At 49.3% G+C, this 15634-nt stretch carries 15 protein-coding genes and 1 pseudogene; 7 read left to right on the top strand and 9 right to left on the bottom strand.

Features of this window, described 5'->3' with window-relative positions; all coding sequences use genetic code 11:
• Nucleotides 1-135: 135 nt before the first annotated feature.
• Entirely contained in the window at nucleotides 136-1275 is a 1140-nt protein-coding gene (locus RJP21_RS13985; RefSeq protein ID WP_310859900.1) for an MFS transporter, read from the bottom strand.
• Between the two features lie 367 nt (nucleotides 1276-1642).
• Between RJP21_RS13985 and RJP21_RS13980 the strand changes: the two genes are divergently transcribed.
• Both RJP21_RS13980 and RJP21_RS13975 read left to right on the top strand, forming a co-directional pair.
• Nucleotides 1643-2224 carry a TetR/AcrR family transcriptional regulator gene (locus RJP21_RS13980; RefSeq protein ID WP_310859779.1) on the top strand — a complete coding sequence of 194 codons (582 nt, stop codon included), beginning with the start codon at nucleotides 1643-1645 and terminating at the stop codon, nucleotides 2222-2224.
• Between the two features lie 157 nt (nucleotides 2225-2381).
• Complete coding sequence (locus tag RJP21_RS13975; RefSeq protein WP_160037542.1) at nucleotides 2382-3299, top strand: aldo/keto reductase; 918 nt, start codon at nucleotides 2382-2384, stop codon at nucleotides 3297-3299.
• 243 nt (nucleotides 3300-3542) lie between these two features.
• Here RJP21_RS13975 and RJP21_RS13970 read toward each other — a convergent pair whose 3' ends face one another.
• Both RJP21_RS13970 and RJP21_RS13965 read right to left on the bottom strand, forming a co-directional pair.
• On the bottom strand, nucleotides 3543-4061 hold the full coding sequence (locus tag RJP21_RS13970) for a GNAT family N-acetyltransferase (RefSeq protein WP_310859778.1): 519 nt from the start codon (nucleotides 4059-4061) through the stop codon (nucleotides 3543-3545).
• 253 nt (nucleotides 4062-4314) lie between these two features.
• Nucleotides 4315-5064, bottom strand: a complete 750-nt coding sequence (locus RJP21_RS13965; protein ID WP_310859777.1) for an SDR family oxidoreductase — start codon at nucleotides 5062-5064, stop codon at nucleotides 4315-4317.
• 232 nt (nucleotides 5065-5296) lie between these two features.
• Here RJP21_RS13965 and RJP21_RS13960 point away from each other — a divergent pair, with 232 nt between their 5' ends.
• A complete protein-coding gene (locus RJP21_RS13960; protein WP_310859776.1) occupies nucleotides 5297-6127 on the top strand; it encodes a helix-turn-helix transcriptional regulator in 831 nt (276 codons plus the stop codon).
• A gap of 271 nt (nucleotides 6128-6398) precedes the next feature.
• Here the strand turns inward: RJP21_RS13960 and RJP21_RS13955 are convergent, their stop codons facing one another.
• Entirely contained in the window at nucleotides 6399-6734 is a 336-nt protein-coding gene (locus RJP21_RS13955) for a winged helix-turn-helix transcriptional regulator (protein ID WP_310859775.1), read from the bottom strand.
• Nucleotides 6735-6848: 114 nt separating this feature from the next.
• Between RJP21_RS13955 and RJP21_RS13950 the strand changes: the two genes are divergently transcribed.
• Both RJP21_RS13950 and RJP21_RS13945 read left to right on the top strand, forming a co-directional pair.
• Complete coding sequence (locus tag RJP21_RS13950; RefSeq protein ID WP_310859774.1) at nucleotides 6849-7316, top strand: YybH family protein; 468 nt, start codon at nucleotides 6849-6851, stop codon at nucleotides 7314-7316.
• A gap of 265 nt (nucleotides 7317-7581) precedes the next feature.
• Nucleotides 7582-8127 (top strand): DUF4062 domain-containing protein, encoded by a 546-nt coding sequence (locus tag RJP21_RS13945; RefSeq protein WP_310859773.1) that lies wholly within the window; start codon nucleotides 7582-7584, stop codon nucleotides 8125-8127.
• Between the two features lie 264 nt (nucleotides 8128-8391).
• Here the strand turns inward: RJP21_RS13945 and RJP21_RS13940 are convergent, their stop codons facing one another.
• From RJP21_RS13940 to RJP21_RS13925, 4 genes and pseudogenes are all read right to left on the bottom strand, one after another.
• On the bottom strand, nucleotides 8392-9363 hold the full coding sequence (locus tag RJP21_RS13940; protein ID WP_310859899.1) for a phosphotransferase enzyme family protein: 972 nt from the start codon (nucleotides 9361-9363) through the stop codon (nucleotides 8392-8394).
• A gap of 163 nt (nucleotides 9364-9526) precedes the next feature.
• Nucleotides 9527-10069: a GNAT family N-acetyltransferase gene (locus RJP21_RS13935; RefSeq protein ID WP_310859772.1), complete on the bottom strand. Its 543-nt coding sequence runs from the start codon at nucleotides 10067-10069 to the stop codon at nucleotides 9527-9529.
• Nucleotides 10070-10200: 131 nt separating this feature from the next.
• Nucleotides 10201-10920: pseudogene (locus RJP21_RS13930) on the bottom strand (AraC family transcriptional regulator); the annotation flags it as partial.
• A gap of 321 nt (nucleotides 10921-11241) precedes the next feature.
• On the bottom strand, nucleotides 11242-12666 hold the full coding sequence (locus RJP21_RS13925; protein WP_397386219.1) for an aminotransferase-like domain-containing protein: 1425 nt from the start codon (nucleotides 12664-12666) through the stop codon (nucleotides 11242-11244).
• Between the two features lie 126 nt (nucleotides 12667-12792).
• On the opposite strand from RJP21_RS13925, the gene RJP21_RS13920 reads away from it, so the two are divergent.
• Both RJP21_RS13920 and RJP21_RS13915 read left to right on the top strand, forming a co-directional pair.
• Complete coding sequence (locus RJP21_RS13920; protein ID WP_160037523.1) at nucleotides 12793-13728, top strand: DMT family transporter; 936 nt, start codon at nucleotides 12793-12795, stop codon at nucleotides 13726-13728.
• A gap of 211 nt (nucleotides 13729-13939) precedes the next feature.
• Nucleotides 13940-14554 carry a TetR/AcrR family transcriptional regulator gene (locus RJP21_RS13915; RefSeq protein WP_310859770.1) on the top strand — a complete coding sequence of 205 codons (615 nt, stop codon included), beginning with the start codon at nucleotides 13940-13942 and terminating at the stop codon, nucleotides 14552-14554.
• Nucleotides 14555-14663: 109 nt separating this feature from the next.
• Here the strand turns inward: RJP21_RS13915 and RJP21_RS13910 are convergent, their stop codons facing one another.
• A complete protein-coding gene (locus RJP21_RS13910) occupies nucleotides 14664-15596 on the bottom strand; it encodes an alpha/beta hydrolase family protein (protein ID WP_310859769.1) in 933 nt (310 codons plus the stop codon).
• Nucleotides 15597-15634: the final 38 nt, after the last annotated feature.

The following is a 15634-nucleotide window of genomic DNA, read 5'->3' as shown; positions in this document are numbered from 1 at the left end:
GAATTTATTCTACCAATAAACCACGTTTTTCTAAATATCTCAATTTAAATCAGTGGTTCGATGTTCATTTTTCTTTAATGAAAAAATCCCCGCCGGTCCAAATGAACCATTTCATGGCGGGGACTGCTTCCGCGCTCAGCCCCGTCGGGTGCAAGCCCAAAACAGCAGAGCCAGCGCGCTTACGGACGCACCCAACGTGCAAACCCCGGTCCATCCAAAATAGGAGTATACGGTCGTGGATGCAATCGAGCCGGCGGCGCTGCCGATCGAATAAAAAATCATATATCCGGCGGTCAGCCGGCTTCTTGCTTCGGGGCGCACGTTAAAAATCAAGCTTTGATTCGTGACGTGCACCGCCTGAACGGCCATGTCCAGGAGAAGGATGCCAAGCACCAACAAAAGCAGGGAATGATGGAGCAAACCGATCGGCAGCCATGATAACAGCAAAAGAGCAAGCGCGATGCCGGTCGTTTTTTGGCCAAACCCGAGGTCGGCCCAGCGGCCCGCCCTTGCCGCCGCAAGCGCCCCTGCGGCCCCCGCGAGACCGAACGAACCGATCGCCGAGTGGGAAAGGGAAAGCGGCGGACGGCTAAGCGGCAGGACAAGCGAAGTCCACAATATGCTGAACGAAGCAAAAATGAGCAGCGCCAAAATCGCGCGAATGCGCAAAATCCTCTCCTGCATGAACAAGGCGAGCACCGATTGCAGCAGCTGCAAATAGTTTAACCGGGGTTGATCCCGATGTTCGCGGGGCAGCGAGTGCAGCAGGATGCAGGCCACGAAGAACAGCAGCACGGCCGAAGACAGGTAAACGGAGCGCCAACCGGCGATATCGGTTAACACCCCGGCGAAGGTACGGGCGAGCAAAATGCCGATGACGACGCCGCTCGTCACCCAACCGACGATTTGTCCGCGTTCGGAAGGTGCCGCCAAGCTTGAAGCATACGCGACCAGCGATTGCGTCACGACGGCAAGCAGCCCGACCACCGCCAACCCCGCGAATAAAACGGCGGTATTGCTTGCCGTACCGGCCACGATCAAAGCGATCACGGATAACAGCATCATGCCCGGGATCAGTTTTCGCCGATTCAGCAGATCGCCCAGCGGGACAAGCAGGAACAATCCGAGCGCGTAACCAATCTGGGTTACCGTAATGACGATGCCGACGGAGGAATGCGGAAGCCCGAATTCGCGGGCCAAAGCATCCAGCAGCGGCTGCGCGTAGTAAATGTTGGCGACGGATAACCCGCAAGCCACCGCAAACAGCAGGGCCATCCGACGCGAGATCGAAAATGCGGCCCCCTTTCCTCCCGCGCCTTCCCCGCCATGTTCACGGGATTGCGCGGCTGCGGTTTCTTTTTGTTTTTCGATAACCTCCGTGTTCATCAAATACCTCCTTCTATTTCATACCAAAAAGTATATTATACCGATCAGTATGTTATGATGAGATAAACATAACCTTCTTTCAAGAAAACTGTCAAGAGAAGGAGGACCAAAAAAGTCCGGAAGAAATCGGATGGGTAGTTGTATTTGCTGTTATAAACAGCTTTTCGGCTCAGCCCGTGCATAACTTTTTTTGACATTGCAGCATGACATCGGCTAAAATCATATTATACTGATCGATATGAAAAGAGGTGCCATCATGGTTCGGCAGCGGGAATTTGATGTTGAAAAAGCGTTGGACGCGGCCATGCAGCTTTTTTGGGAAAAGGGGTACGAAGCGACGTCGTTAAGCGATTTGACCTCGGCCATGGGAATCCAGCGGCCAAGCATATACTCCACGTTCGGGGATAAAAAGGAGCTTTTTGAAGCGGCTTTGCGCCGGTATACTTCAGTCCACGCCGCCGGCATCCGCGCGAAGCTGCAGCATCATCCGTCGGTGAAAGAAGCGTTTCGCCGTTTCTTTGAAGGATTGGTGGAAGAAGAATATGCGGGGGAAGGCAACCGGGGCTGCTTCTGCATCAATACGATGGTTGAGCTGGCGCCGCATGACGCCAAGTTCGAAATCCTTACCAGGGAGCATGAAATGTATCTGGCGGCGATTTTTCAGGAGATGCTTGAAAAGGGGAGGCGTTCAGGAGAACTTCAAACCGGAGTGGATGCCAAAGCTTTGGCGCAAACGCTTGTCGTTTCGTTGATCGGACTCACCGTCATGATGAAAGCCCGTCCGGAGCGTTCTTTTGTCGATCATACCGTCGAAGTGATGCTCTCGCTGATAAAATAAACTTGAATCCTTTCCGGGTACGTGCAAAAATGAATTGGAGACTGTCTGCTTTGCTTATTCATCAAGCGTAAACGCACACAAGACCGCAAACTCCCGGGGGCAATACCGCCGCGGAGCAGAAACATCATCCTATTATGAGTCTGGGAGGACAGCATTCATGAAAACAATCAAGCTGGGAAGCAGCACACTGGAAGTCCCTGTCGTAGCCGTAGGCTGCATGCGCATCAACTCGCTCGACAAAAACGGCGCGGAGCGTTTCGTGCAAACATCCCTCGAATTGGGCGCGAATTTCTTCGACCATGCCGACATTTACGGCGGCGGCGCCTGCGAGGAAATTTTTGCGGACGCGATACATATGAACAGCGACATCCGCGAAAACATCATTCTGCAATCCAAATGCGGCATCCGCCAAGGGATGTTCGATTTTTCCAAAGAGCATATTTTGAATTCGGTCGACGGCATATTGAAGAGACTGAAAACCGATTATTTGGACGTCCTGCTGCTGCACCGTCCGGATGCGCTCGTTGAACCGGAAGAAGTGGCGGAAGCGTTCGATCAGCTCGAAAGCTCCGGCAAAGTGCGCCATTTCGGCGTGTCCAACCAAAATCCGATGCAAATCCAGCTGCTGAAAAAAGCGGTGAAACAGCCGATCGTCGCCAATCAGCTGCAGCTCAGCATCACGAATGCGACGATGATTTCCAGCGGCATCAACGTGAACATGGAAAACGCGTCCGCCGTGAACCGCGACGGAAGCGTGCTTGATTTCTGCCGTTTGAACGACATTACGATCCAGCCGTGGTCCCCTTTCCAATACGGATTTTTCGAAGGGGTATTCCTCGGCAATGACAAATTCCCGGAATTGAACCAAAAAATCGATGAAATCGCCGCCAAATACGGCGTCAGCAATACCACGATCGCCATCGCGTGGCTGCTGCGCCATCCGGCCAACATGCAGCCGGTCATCGGCACGATGAACATCGAACGTCTGAAAGACTGCGTGAAAGCAAGCGAAATTACGCTGACCCGCGAAGAATGGTACGAAATTTACCGCGCGGCAGGCAACATTCTTCCATAAACGACCGAACGCTCGTACCGTTCTAAATAAAAGGGATGCCCAAAGCAGCTTATGCTGCAGGGGCATCCCTTTTAATAGATTGACGATATCAACACCCGCTAAAAAAGAGGCCAAGAGCGAGCAACTTGCTCTTGGGCTTCATTTTAGGAAGTAAAGTGAACTCTTCACCTGCGGCAATCCTCTATGGAAGAAATTCAAATTAGAATAGAGCTACCTGCTAAGCTGCTATGCTGACATGCTATTCTAGAATTTTTCATAAAGATCTATGCGCCATTCGTTGCATCGCATCATGTTCCCTGGCGGGTACTCGAACGCGCACTCTGCGATAAACGAGAAGCCGAGCTTCCGGCAAATGGCGTTTGACGCCGGATTATCGACTGACGGGAATGCGTGAATGTACCTATGTTTACGTTCCGCTTTGGCACTTGCGAGCGCAGCCGCAGCGGCAGCAGCAGCTATACCTCTGCCCTGAAAAGGCGGCAAGACGCCCCAGCCGATTTCGCAAATGGTTTCCTCCTGCCAGATGCGTTCCCAATACCCGATGTTGCCGACCGTTTCGAATTCCGGGAGGAGGACGATGCTGAACATACGTCCAGTTCCCTTCGTGCCAACCTCAAGGTACCGCTTGTGTCGTGCAAGGATCTGTTCCTCGGTCTCCGGGCCGCCCAAATGTTCCAGCATATCTGGTACATTCAGGCGATAGAGTAAAGCTAGGTCGGCATCTGACCAAGGCTCAATTCGTACGTTCATTCGACTTCGCATTTTTTCACTCCTATAAATAGCATGGCGAAATTTCTTGTCCATCACGAAAAAGAACAAATGTTCCCTTTTGAATTGTATCACCATTCGCTAAATATGTCATTACATGAGGGTTCGTGGATTACAAAAACATTTATGAGATCTTGTAAATTCCAAATGAATTGGAGGGATTTAAATGCATGAATGCTTTTGCCTTCATCGGGATCCGCGTACTTTAAAAAAGAGTGCATCGCAAACGTAACCGGCGGTAAGAAAATTAAACCAGAGTAGAACCGCCATCCACGACAACGATCTGCCCGGTGGCGTATTTCTGACGCATGAAGTAGAGAAACGCCTCGGCACCGTCCTCCGGTTCGCCGATTCGCCCAACCGGCAACGATTTCCCGGCATTTTCATACATCGCGTTCCGGTGTTCCTCAGGAATGCCGTCCCACAGCTCGGTACGCATAAGGCCGAAGCAAACGGCATTGACGCGAAGTGGACTCAGCTCGACGGCCAACGCCCGGGTGAGCGACTCGACAGCGCCGCATATGCTGGCTGCGACAGTAAACCCCTTCTGCGGGCGAACTCCGGCAACGCCGGAAGTCAACGTGATCGAACCACCCTGTCTGATGTTTCGGCTACCGTATTTGGCCGCCATAAACGCTCCCCAATATCGAACGTTAAACAATCGGTGCGCTGCATCGATGTCGGTGTCGTCAAGACTTTCGACCATCAGCGGGTCGCCCGCGGTAAAGACCAAGTGATCGAATTCCCCGATTTCGCTGAAAAATTGACGAACCTGTTCCTCATCCGTCAGATCAACCGCATACCCCTCGGTACCTTCGATCAAACGCGAAACGGCAAGGTCAACTTTTTCTTTTCGACTGGACACGACGACCAGGGATGCCCCTTCCCGTGCAGCCGCTTCGGCTGCCGCAAACCCGATTCCGGACGTACCTCCAAGAACAACAACACGTTTGCCCTTGAAACTATACTCACGTTCGATCTGTTTTGTTTTCACCATATCATCCTCCTTCGTATTCGGTTACTGGATTGACCTTGCAATTCGATTCTCATCAGCCGCAAACGGCTAATCCATGCGGGAATTTCGGTACAGCTTGTTTCATCTCCGACTCTCCTTCACGACGGACGATAATCCGATTATAATGAGTCATAAAAAGGACAAACAGGTCAGCATTTACAGTATTATCATGGATACTGCTATAAATTCTATCACCGTAGGAAGAGGTAACTTCATGATGATTGATAAAAGAAGACGCAAACAATTGGCTGACTTTCTCCGTTCACGCCGCTTGCGGCTCTCCCCGAGAGAGGCGGGGTTGCCGGTTGGAACATCGCGCCGTCGCACAACGGGGTTAAGACGAGAGGAAGTGGCAAGTTTATCAGGCATTTCTTTGCCGTGGTATACCGCACTGGAGCAAGGCCGGGACATTCGTGTGTCTGAACAAGTCTTGGAGAGCTTGGCACGAACATTGCGGCTTAGCAGCGACGAGCGCAACCATCTACTCGCATTGGCCAATCCTTCATCGCTTCCTCAGACCAAAGAGAATGATTCCGCCCCCGCTTCCCTGCAGCAGATTCTGGACAGGTTAGGAACCTATCCGGCCTACATGATCGACAAACGCTGGAACGTTCTCGCATGGAACCAAATATCGGGTACGTTGTGCGGTGATTTAAGCCGAGCCCCGGAGCTTGAAAGAAATATGCTTTGGCGCGTCTTCGAGGTGGAGGACAACAAGTCTCGCATCGTGAACTGGGAGAATGTCGCTTCTACGATGGTGGCTCATTTCAGAAGTCGGTTTGCCCGGAACATGAACGATTTATGGTATCAAGAGCTATTCGACAAGTTATATGACAGGAACGAGGAGTTTAGGACGTTATGGGCCCGACAAGACGTTTCCGGTACTTTGGAGGGGGATCAAATCATTCGTCTACCCCAAGCTGGCCTGCTGACTTTCCATTACCATACGCTTACAATCTCTGAAAGCAGCGCTTTTGCCATAAGGGTGTTTACGCCGCTCGAAAACTCGGGGACCGACGAACAGTTGGAAGAGTTGCTAAAGTAAGTTCATGCTCCCATAACAACATTTTTTCGCTTCCGCGTCTTCCTACATGAAGGTCCTTGTGTTATGAGAGGCCACGTATCGCAGAAGAAGAAATGCCGAAAAAACCGCCCGAATCCTGCCGCGCTATGCGGTTCGGACTCGGGCGGTTTCTATTTTACGGTACAGCACAAATCCACTCTATTTCCACACGCTCGCCACCATCTCCCACGATGCCCAAAACTTTTTTATCGCCATCACTTGGGGCAGGGCGTGCTGACTGTAAAGGCAAATTTTATTGCTTCTCTTTTTGAAAAGATATATATTGCTCGCCCGCTTTTAGAAGTTGCTCCAGAATGGGTTCCAAGCTTTTACCGAATTCAGTCAATGAGTATTCCACCTTCGGGGGCACCGTCGAATATACGGTTCGGCGCACTATGCCGCCCTCCTCGAGTTCACGCAACTGTGCAGTAAGAACTTGCCGGGAAACCTCGGGAATTTGCCGATAGAGTTCACCGAAACGCCGTGTCTGTTGGAACAGTTCATACAGAATCCGAGGTTTCCATTTACCGCTGATCATGTGAACCCCAACATCTACCGGGCAACCGAAAACGTCATCCTGATAAGGCATCTTCTACCTCCCTAAGTCATTTTTTTGTGACCATGTCATCATTTTATGCGTACTTTATCTATTTACAATACCCGTCTAAACTAATATGTAATACGAAAAGAAAGAGGCGATCGAATGAAACCATCGATTCAGAGCAGCTCCGTATCCAACCCCGAAGCAATGAATTCAGCATTTGCCGAAGCCTACAATTCTGGCGATATTAACAACCTGCTTTCCCTGTACGAACCCGATGGCATTCTTATTAATACGGTCGGCGGAACAGTAAACGGCATCGAAAATATCCGAAAAACACTGGAGGAACTGCTGCAATTAAAAGGGAACATGACTTCTCGCAATATTTACTGCATCCCTTTTGAAAACATCGCTTTGCTCCGGGCACATTTCACCCTTCTATATGAGGGTCCGGACGGACGTCAGAATCTATTGGAAGGCCATACTTCAGAAATCGTTCGAAAACAATCGGACGGCAGCTGGCGTTACGTCATCGATCATCCCTTCGGCTCGGACCTGCTTGAACGATTAGGTTTTAGTCCTATCAACAACGAACTAACATCTACATCAGACTCTAGACCATATATTTAGGCTAAAAACCCAACTGTTACACTGCTTATGGCGGTTCGCTTAATTGGAGCTATCGGCGAAAAATCCGTCACGGTGCTTAGCCGTCAACATTCTTAGCTCATTTACCGGAACTGCTGTAGCCAGATGCTACCAGAATGAGACTCCCGGGGGCAGACTGACATGAAACTACCAGTAAATTTTGACAAATGAAGCGGGAAAGTAGTAGATTCTATCTATACTAATTCTTTCATACGGGTGGGCTTATGAGAAAAAATTACAAATTTATATGTCGGCTACTTACTACGATCTTATTGAGGAAAGACATGCCACTGTTGAATCCATCCTTCGAGCCGGTCATATCCCTGCTGGAGTCGAGCAATTTTTCAATGAAAGTCCAATGAACATTAGGAAGAGATGGATCGACGAGTCCGACGTATATATCCTGATTCTCGGTGGATTCTATGGTTTAACGCTCCCTGATGATGAATCCAAAAGCTATACGCAATGGGAATACGAGTATGCCGGAGAAACGGGAAAACCTAGATTTGCTTTTGTTCTCACAGATGAAAGGTTAAGACAACTGCCATACGATTTCTCAGCCATTGAACACTATCAGGAGTTTCAAGCGTTTAAGCAAACGGTTATGGAACAAATCCCTATCTATTATGTCGATGATGTACGGCACATTAAAATGGTGCTTCGTGATCAATTGCCGAAGTATGCAGCAAGAGACGATTTGTATGGCTGGGTTTCCGGCAAGGATATCCCGGACGTACAGAAGCTGTTGGAAGAGAATGCAAGATTAAAAGCGGAGTTGGAGAAAAAGAAATAACAAAAACGTCTATCGATGTACTTTCACAGAAGACAGACCGCGTTTAACGGATGTTTTTCTTGCGATCAACGAATTGTTCAACATCGCTAAACAATTCGTTGATCATGAAAGAGGGGCTGGAACAATCGGCCCCTTTCTCCTTTCTCCCGTCTCCCTTTCTCAATCTCCTTTAATGACAAAAAATGAGCCGCGAATCCCCGCCAAGCAGCACCCCCTGCTTGATCCGATTGGATATCTGATCGTGTCAGTTCCTTCCCATGTTTGCTATATCCGAAACTCGCAGCCGTCAAAAGATCGGCCGTTTTCGATTAAACGTACGGCTTGATCGATGGCTTTTTTCTGCGCGTCGTTTAAATTGTTTTCATCCCCGTTCCAATGATGGAGCCACCAAAAAAACGAGCATATATTCCTGTAGTCCATAAACATCGGAATCCGTTGAATCCAATCTCGATCGAGATGATAATGCTTGAAATATCCTTCAAGAAAATCGTTCAGAAACTTTTTGGCGAATTCGTTTTTGGACTTCCGATCCTCTTTCGGAGATCCCCACCAAACGGCATGCGCTGCCGCGATGGCAATATCCAGCGAAAACCATCCGTAAAGGCAGTCATCAAAATCAAATACCGTCATCAAATCCCCGTCGATATGAAAATTATAGGGATGAAAATCATTATGGATCAGTCCGTATGCGTTTCCTTCACGGGGAAGGGAATCCATGATATTTTCAAGCTTTCTTAATTTTTCGAGCAGTACAGCATACTTGCCATGCCGCAGATACGGGTTACCTATTTTCCACCTGCTCCAGTCCTCCCGCTTCTCAGCATCATTAGAAGGTTTAAAGTGTCTAGAGAGCCGATGCATCTTCCCCATGGTCTCTCCCCACCGTTTAAAGACGGCTTCCCCCCACAAAAGAGGATCATTTTTGTCAAAAAACGTTCCGGGTGCAGGTTCAAAAACCGTTGCGATAAAACACGTTTCATTTTCAGCAAAAACAGCCATGATGTCATGATCGATCGTTCTTACCGGCAGCGATACGCGTATCCCGTTTTGTCCCAAGAATTGCAGCCAATCGAGTTCTCCCCTTATTTTTTCAGCATAGGCTGGGGGTTTTTCGGATAACCGCAAGATGAAGCTTTCACTATTTTTGGTAAAACGATATACCGCATTCGTTGAGTTGCTGATCAATCGAAGTGTGCTAACATCAAACGCAAACGATTTTGCTGCTTTGGACAACATTTCTGGGGTTACCATTCTCGAACCTCCGCGTTCACAAACTCCCGGCCGGGTATAACCACTTTACATGATATCCCCCAAAAGTTATAGACTCCTCTTTTCCTCTGATTTATACTACTAAATAGAGCTCAAGCGTATTTTCCCTTCGCTTATTGAACGCCTCCCCTTAACGATGCCATTCATCTTTAATAAGACCGTAAATCACCCGGTCAAGGTATTGATCATGCAGCCGCTCATAGTTTCTAATGATCCCTTCCTGAGTAAATCCCAGACGTTCCGGAATTGCCCTGCTCTTGATATTGTTCGTGGCTACCCCAATCTCGATTTTTCGCAAATGCAATTCATTGAAGGCATGAGTAATAAAAGCATGGCAAGCTTTTGTCATCAGTCCGTTCCCTTCGAATTTCGAACCTAACCAATAACCTATTTCTGTCCTTTTAGCATCCCGGTCGATCCACAAAAAACCTATCGATCCGGCAATTTGTCCACGATGCCAAATCCCTGCCCAGTATCCGTTATTATCGGCAAATCTGCTTAAAGATCGGCGAATAAAAGCCCTCGTATCGTCGACGGCGATCGTTTTATCGGGGAATTCAAGCCATTTTCTTATCGAATCACGACTTTCGTTAATTAAATCAAATAATTCCTGGGCATGCCTCTCCTCGAGAATAGACAGGTATGTATGTTCATCTATTTCGGCTCTAAACATTTGGTTTTACTTTCCTTTCAAATTGATTTGGTTTCCATTTCTTTTTTTAACGCGCATTAACTTTGCTACGGAAACAGAAGAAAAAATGTGGATTCGTCAATTGCTTGACACGTTACCTCTCCAAGGGATTTTCATCTTATTTTATTAATTAGCTCCATATATTGTAAATCCCCGTAACCTACCGTCGGGAAACGTTCAAACAACCTCTTGATTAATTCTTTTGTTGGCAGATTTCTGTTTTTATTTATATATTTTACCACTTTATTATCTTCGCTTAGCATATCTAAATAGATGTTTATTGCTTGATACATAACCGGAATTAGTTCATTCGATGGTTTCGTATGATTGACCAATACCTCTTTATATACTGAATCATAATGACCTAATTTAAGTTCGGTTTGATTAACTTTAAATTCATCCTCCCTGAAACTATTTAAAAACACTTTCCCCTCATAACCTGACTGTTCAAGATAGGAAAGCAGGGTAAGCAGGTTCATTTGACAAAACATGTCTTCACCAAACCATAATACGATACATTTATACTCTTTATTAAAAAGATGGGCTAAAGGAGCGATAACCTTTTCAATATATCCCTCTACCGATTCATGATGACCCGCAGCCCGAATATGTATAAATTCTTTATCAAATATTTGGTCCGTAGTCGCATTCACGCACATCGCTTCATTAAATGGAGCATAATCAGAATCGCCCATCAATCTGTTATTTTTAAATTCCTCATACATAACCTGACCATTTAAAATATGCAATACGTCTTTGTCAAACAATTCACTTCTATTATGGCGCAATTTTTCGACTTCGATTTTTTTAGAAGTATTCATTTTATACCACTCCCCATTCATAATTTGATAGTTCATCTAATGAAAACTTATTTTTAAAATTTACTTCGATCCAATCCATCATAAGCTATATTTGTTCATTCAATTGTCTCACTCCTACATTTTAATAATATGAGGAATTGGTTTATTTTTCTTGATATTTCTTGTGAAGCCTTGTTGCATGCACAACCAGCACCTGCATGATTCTTCGCGGAAATAAAGCTGCGGGAAGATAAAACGGGAGCAAGGAAACGAAGGCGCAACATGGATAAAAACAGCCTCTTTCAAGTTTCATGAACCTGAAAGGGGCTTTCTTTTCATTCCTGAAAAAAATATTCAACCTTCGTTACTTCCTGTAGTCAGCTCCCGATAAATCCCCGCAAATCGCCGCAATCCCTCCCGCAATTGCTGCTCGTTCAAAAAGGAATAACTCAATCGGATCCAAGACTTCAACTCCCTGAGCGGGTCGCAGATCGAGCCCGGGACGAAGCTGATGGATTGCTCCCTGCTTGTCACGAGAAGGCGCTCCATCGGGGTTGATTCCGGCAATTTGATCCACAAATTAAAACCGCCTTCAGGACTCTTCCACTCCCAGCCCGTTCCGGCCAGTTCTTCCTCCATAACGTCCTTGCGGATCGCAAGCGCCGTCCGAAGTTTTTCCAAATGCCGCTGCATCCGCTCCGAAAAAAAATAATGCAAAAAGATCTTCTGATTCAAAAGCGGCGTTCCGCTGTCCGACAGCGATTTTGCCTTCACCAAATAGCTCATCAGACCGGGGCGGCAGGCTATCATGGCAATGCTTAGGCCCGGCGCGACATATTTGCTGAAGCTGCGGATATATATCGTCATCCCGGCCGTATCGTATGCGAAAAACGGAAGCGGTGGTTCGTGTCCGAAATAGATATCCGGGCAGGGGTCGTCCTCGATCAGCAAGCACCGATACTCGGCCGCGAGATCCGCCAGCCGCTTCCGCTGCTCCGCAGGCACGGTGTACCCCGTCGGGTTCTGAAAGGTCGGGTTGAGATAAAAAAGGCGCGGTTTATGCTTCTTCATTAGCTCTTCCACCTGATCCAGCCGGTATCCGTCCGGACCAATCCCGATCGGCACCAAATGGGCTCCCTGCCTCCGAAACACGTCAATCGCCGGACTGTAGGTCGGCCTGTCAATCAATACGGAATCCCGCGGCCTGACCAACACTCTAGCGATAAGATCGATCGCTTCCTGCGAACCGGAAGTAATCAGCACTTCGTCATGGGTCAGATCGAAGCGATACCGTTTCGTAAAATAGCGGGTTAGCGCCTCCCTTAGCTCCAAGTCCCCCTGCGTGGTCGAGTAGGTGCCCAGCACTTTGGGATACAGATCAAACACGTTTTTCACATATTCGGAAAAATAACGGTTCGGCAGCAGATTCGGGTCGAGCAGCGCTTTGGAAAATTGATAAGCCGCCTCCACCTGATGAATTTCGGAAAGATGGCTTTCATGAACGTAAGCGGAGACGATCGGGTCCTGCTGCGCAGCAGGGGACAGCAGGCTCCCCGGCTGAACATAATAACCGGACTTGTCCCTGACATACACCTTATTCTCTTGTTTCAGCAATTGGTAGGCTCTGAACACGGTCAACCGGTGCACGCCGAATTCCGCCGCCAGCATGCGGATCGAAGGAAGTTTCTCATGCTCCTTCCATTCCCCCCGGCGGATTCGTTCCAAAATATAGTCATACACTTGTTCAAACCGCTTTTCCGGATGGACATCCTTAAGCATCCCGCTCTTCAAAAGACTCCCTCCCTTTAGCTATATCTTATCAAATACGTCCTTTATCTGTTCTGTTAAATATCATCTGTTCTATTCCGTTTCTTTTATGATAAAGCAATACAAGGAGGAATGGACATGATATTTATGAATTATGCGCTGATGTGTCTCGTGTTCGGGACGACGTTTTTGGCTATTAAAGTAGGGATCGACGCAGGGGCTCCGCCTTTTTTCTCTGCGGGTCTCCGTTTTCTTTTGGCAGGGAGCATCCTTTTGACATACATGGTCATTAAACGAAAAGCAAAGTTGTCCCTGCTGTTTCGCAAGGAAATGTTTTTGACGGGAACGGCGCTGACCTTCGGCACGTTCGCCACCCTATACTGGGCGGAACAGCATATAAGCTCAGGCATTGCCGCCATTTTGTCGGCAACCGCCCCCCTGATGATTTTGGGGCTTCAAACCGCCATGGCGAGGCAGCGGCTTTCCATCCACGCCCTCGCCGGCTGTCTCATAGGCACGGTTGGCGTCGTTTTGCTGCTTCTGCCCGGCCTGACAGTCAACTTCAGCAAACTGTGGGTGTTTGGATGTATCTCCGTGTTGGTGGGCCAAGTGTTTTACTCGGCCGGTACCGTCTATTCGCGCCGTGTCGTAAAACGGTTTGAGGATACGTCCCCCATCGCTTTGAACGCAGCCCAAATGATGTATGGCGGAGCAATGCTTCTGGTGTTGTCCTTATTCGCCGAACCGGTCGATATCGGTCCCATGCTTGCGCCGAAAGCTGTGTTGTCGCTGCTCTATTTGATCTTTGCCGGCTCCATGACGGGCCATACGATTTTCTACTGGCTCATCGCCAAAACGAACCCCGTATTCCCGTCCACCTGGCTTTACGTGTCGCCGCTCATCGCCCTTTGCCTTGGCGCCGTTTTGTACGGCGAGCCGATTTCCGTTTTGTCCGTGATCGGCGGCATCACGATTATCGTCGGCATTGTCGCCGTCAACCTGGATTCGTTGAAAGCGCTCATGTTCAAAGGCAGGCCGCAGCGCAGCAAAACCGGCGAAACCAAAGCAGTATAACGAAAAAACCCGGGAGTTCTACGGATGGAGCTTTCGGGTTCCCGTTACAATTCCGGATCTTCGGAAAGTATGGTTGCCCCCTACACAATGAGTTGAAATCGGATTATACGGTTGAGTCATATTTATGTTAATAGTATAATTGTGCGGGAATCCAGTAATGGAGGATTCCGTTCTTGTAAATTGGTGATTAACTTATGGGGGATGCTGCTTAATGAACGACAAAACCGAAGACCGCAGTGAAGGCTCGGAGCCTCGCGACCACACGGTTCGGTTCGTGCGCGCCGATGCACAGCGCAACATTAATGCTTTGCTCCAATCCGCAATGACTGTGTTCGCGACTTCGGGAGTAGATGCTCCGGTTCGGGAGATTGCGGAGAAGGCCGGCGTCGGCGTCGGCACGGTGTACCGCCATTTTCCACAACGCTCGGACTTGATCGAAGCAGTCTTCCGTCAGGAGATCGATGCTTGCGCTGACGCTGCGGGAGAATTAGCCGCAAAATATGAACCCGTTGAGGCACTGGAGCGTTGGATGCAGCGTTACCTGGACTTCATAGCGACAAAACGCGGACTCGCCGCGGCTCTGCATTCAAACGATCCCGCATACGAGACTTTGCCTGTCTGCTTTGTAAAGGAACTAAGTCCCGCACTGAATACCTTGCTTGAAGCAGCGACAGCTGCCGGTGAGGTACGTGCCGATGTCGAACCGGACGAATTGCTGTGGGCGGTCGCGAGCCTCTGTACGGCAGTACACGACGGCGACACTGTTCATGCACAACATATTGTAGCTCTGCTCGTAGATGGATTGCGATACCGCGCGAACCGCTAACGCCTCGCCAAGTGCTCGGAGGTTGTCTATAACGAAATAATCAGAACTCGACAGTGCGCTCCCTCATCGGCCGATGCCGGTGAGGGAGCGCACTGTCATTTATAGAACTTTATTTGGATTCAAGTCGGCCAATCGGGTTGGCACTCTCCGACAACATCTTTTGCACTGCCGACCAGCTGGCATGCTCAATATCGAGTGCATGGCGAAGGTAAGCCCATGTGACCCGCTGGATCAAGGCGACTCGTTCCGGGTTTTCGTCCGTTGTTTCCTTAACCTCGTAACCGGCGATTCCGCCCAGTGAGTGTTCTGCGCCGAAGAGGGTGAGCAGGCTCTCGGCGCCCGGGCTGAGGTAGTAGGGGTCGGTCATCCATTCCGGCCCGCGGACGGTCAGCTGATACTTACGCGGGACGTCGTCCTGTTCTCCGGCGATCACGAGGGTGGGCGTGGTCATGTGTGCGAAGCTCACGTTCAGGTGCGGCATGTTCTCGGCCGCGAACGGTGACAGGCTGTCCCCGCCTTGCCCAGCGGTGGCGAACAGCACGCCCGCTTTGATGCGCGAGTCGGACAGGTCCTCCTCCTTCTTGGTCTCCGGGTTGAGGACTCGCAAGCCCAAAAGATTGCCCGCCGTTTGGCCGCCGAAGGAGTGTCCGGCTGTGGCGATGCGGCTTCGGTCAAGGCGCCCGCTGAGGCCGGGAACGGCAGCTTCTAAGAAATCAAGCTGATCGAGGATGCGCTTCATATCCTCGACTCGAAAACGCCAGATCCGTGGTGTGCGGGGATCGTCCTGAGGAAGGCCCACTGTCCTCGAGTCGAGATGGGTGGGTTGAATGACCACGAAGCCGTGTGCAGCCCAATAGTCAACCAAGGGGCCGTAGCCCTCCAACGATGAGCCGGAGCCGTGTGAGAAAACAATGATAGGTAAGTTACGACCGGTCGTCGGCGCCGATACTTTCACTTGCAGATCCTCACCACGACCCGGGGCTGATAACACGATCGGCTTCACCGAGACGATTGGCGAGGGTGTATTAATCTTCAATTCCATAATAATGTTCCTTCCCTTCTTTAGGAGATATGAATATT

Origin of the sequence: Paenibacillus sp. VCA1, assembly GCF_031583795.1 — a bacterium.
Classification (GTDB): domain Bacteria; phylum Bacillota; class Bacilli; order Paenibacillales; family Paenibacillaceae; genus Paenibacillus_AQ; species Paenibacillus_AQ albilobatus.
This window is presented reverse-complemented; position numbering and strand designations above follow the sequence as displayed.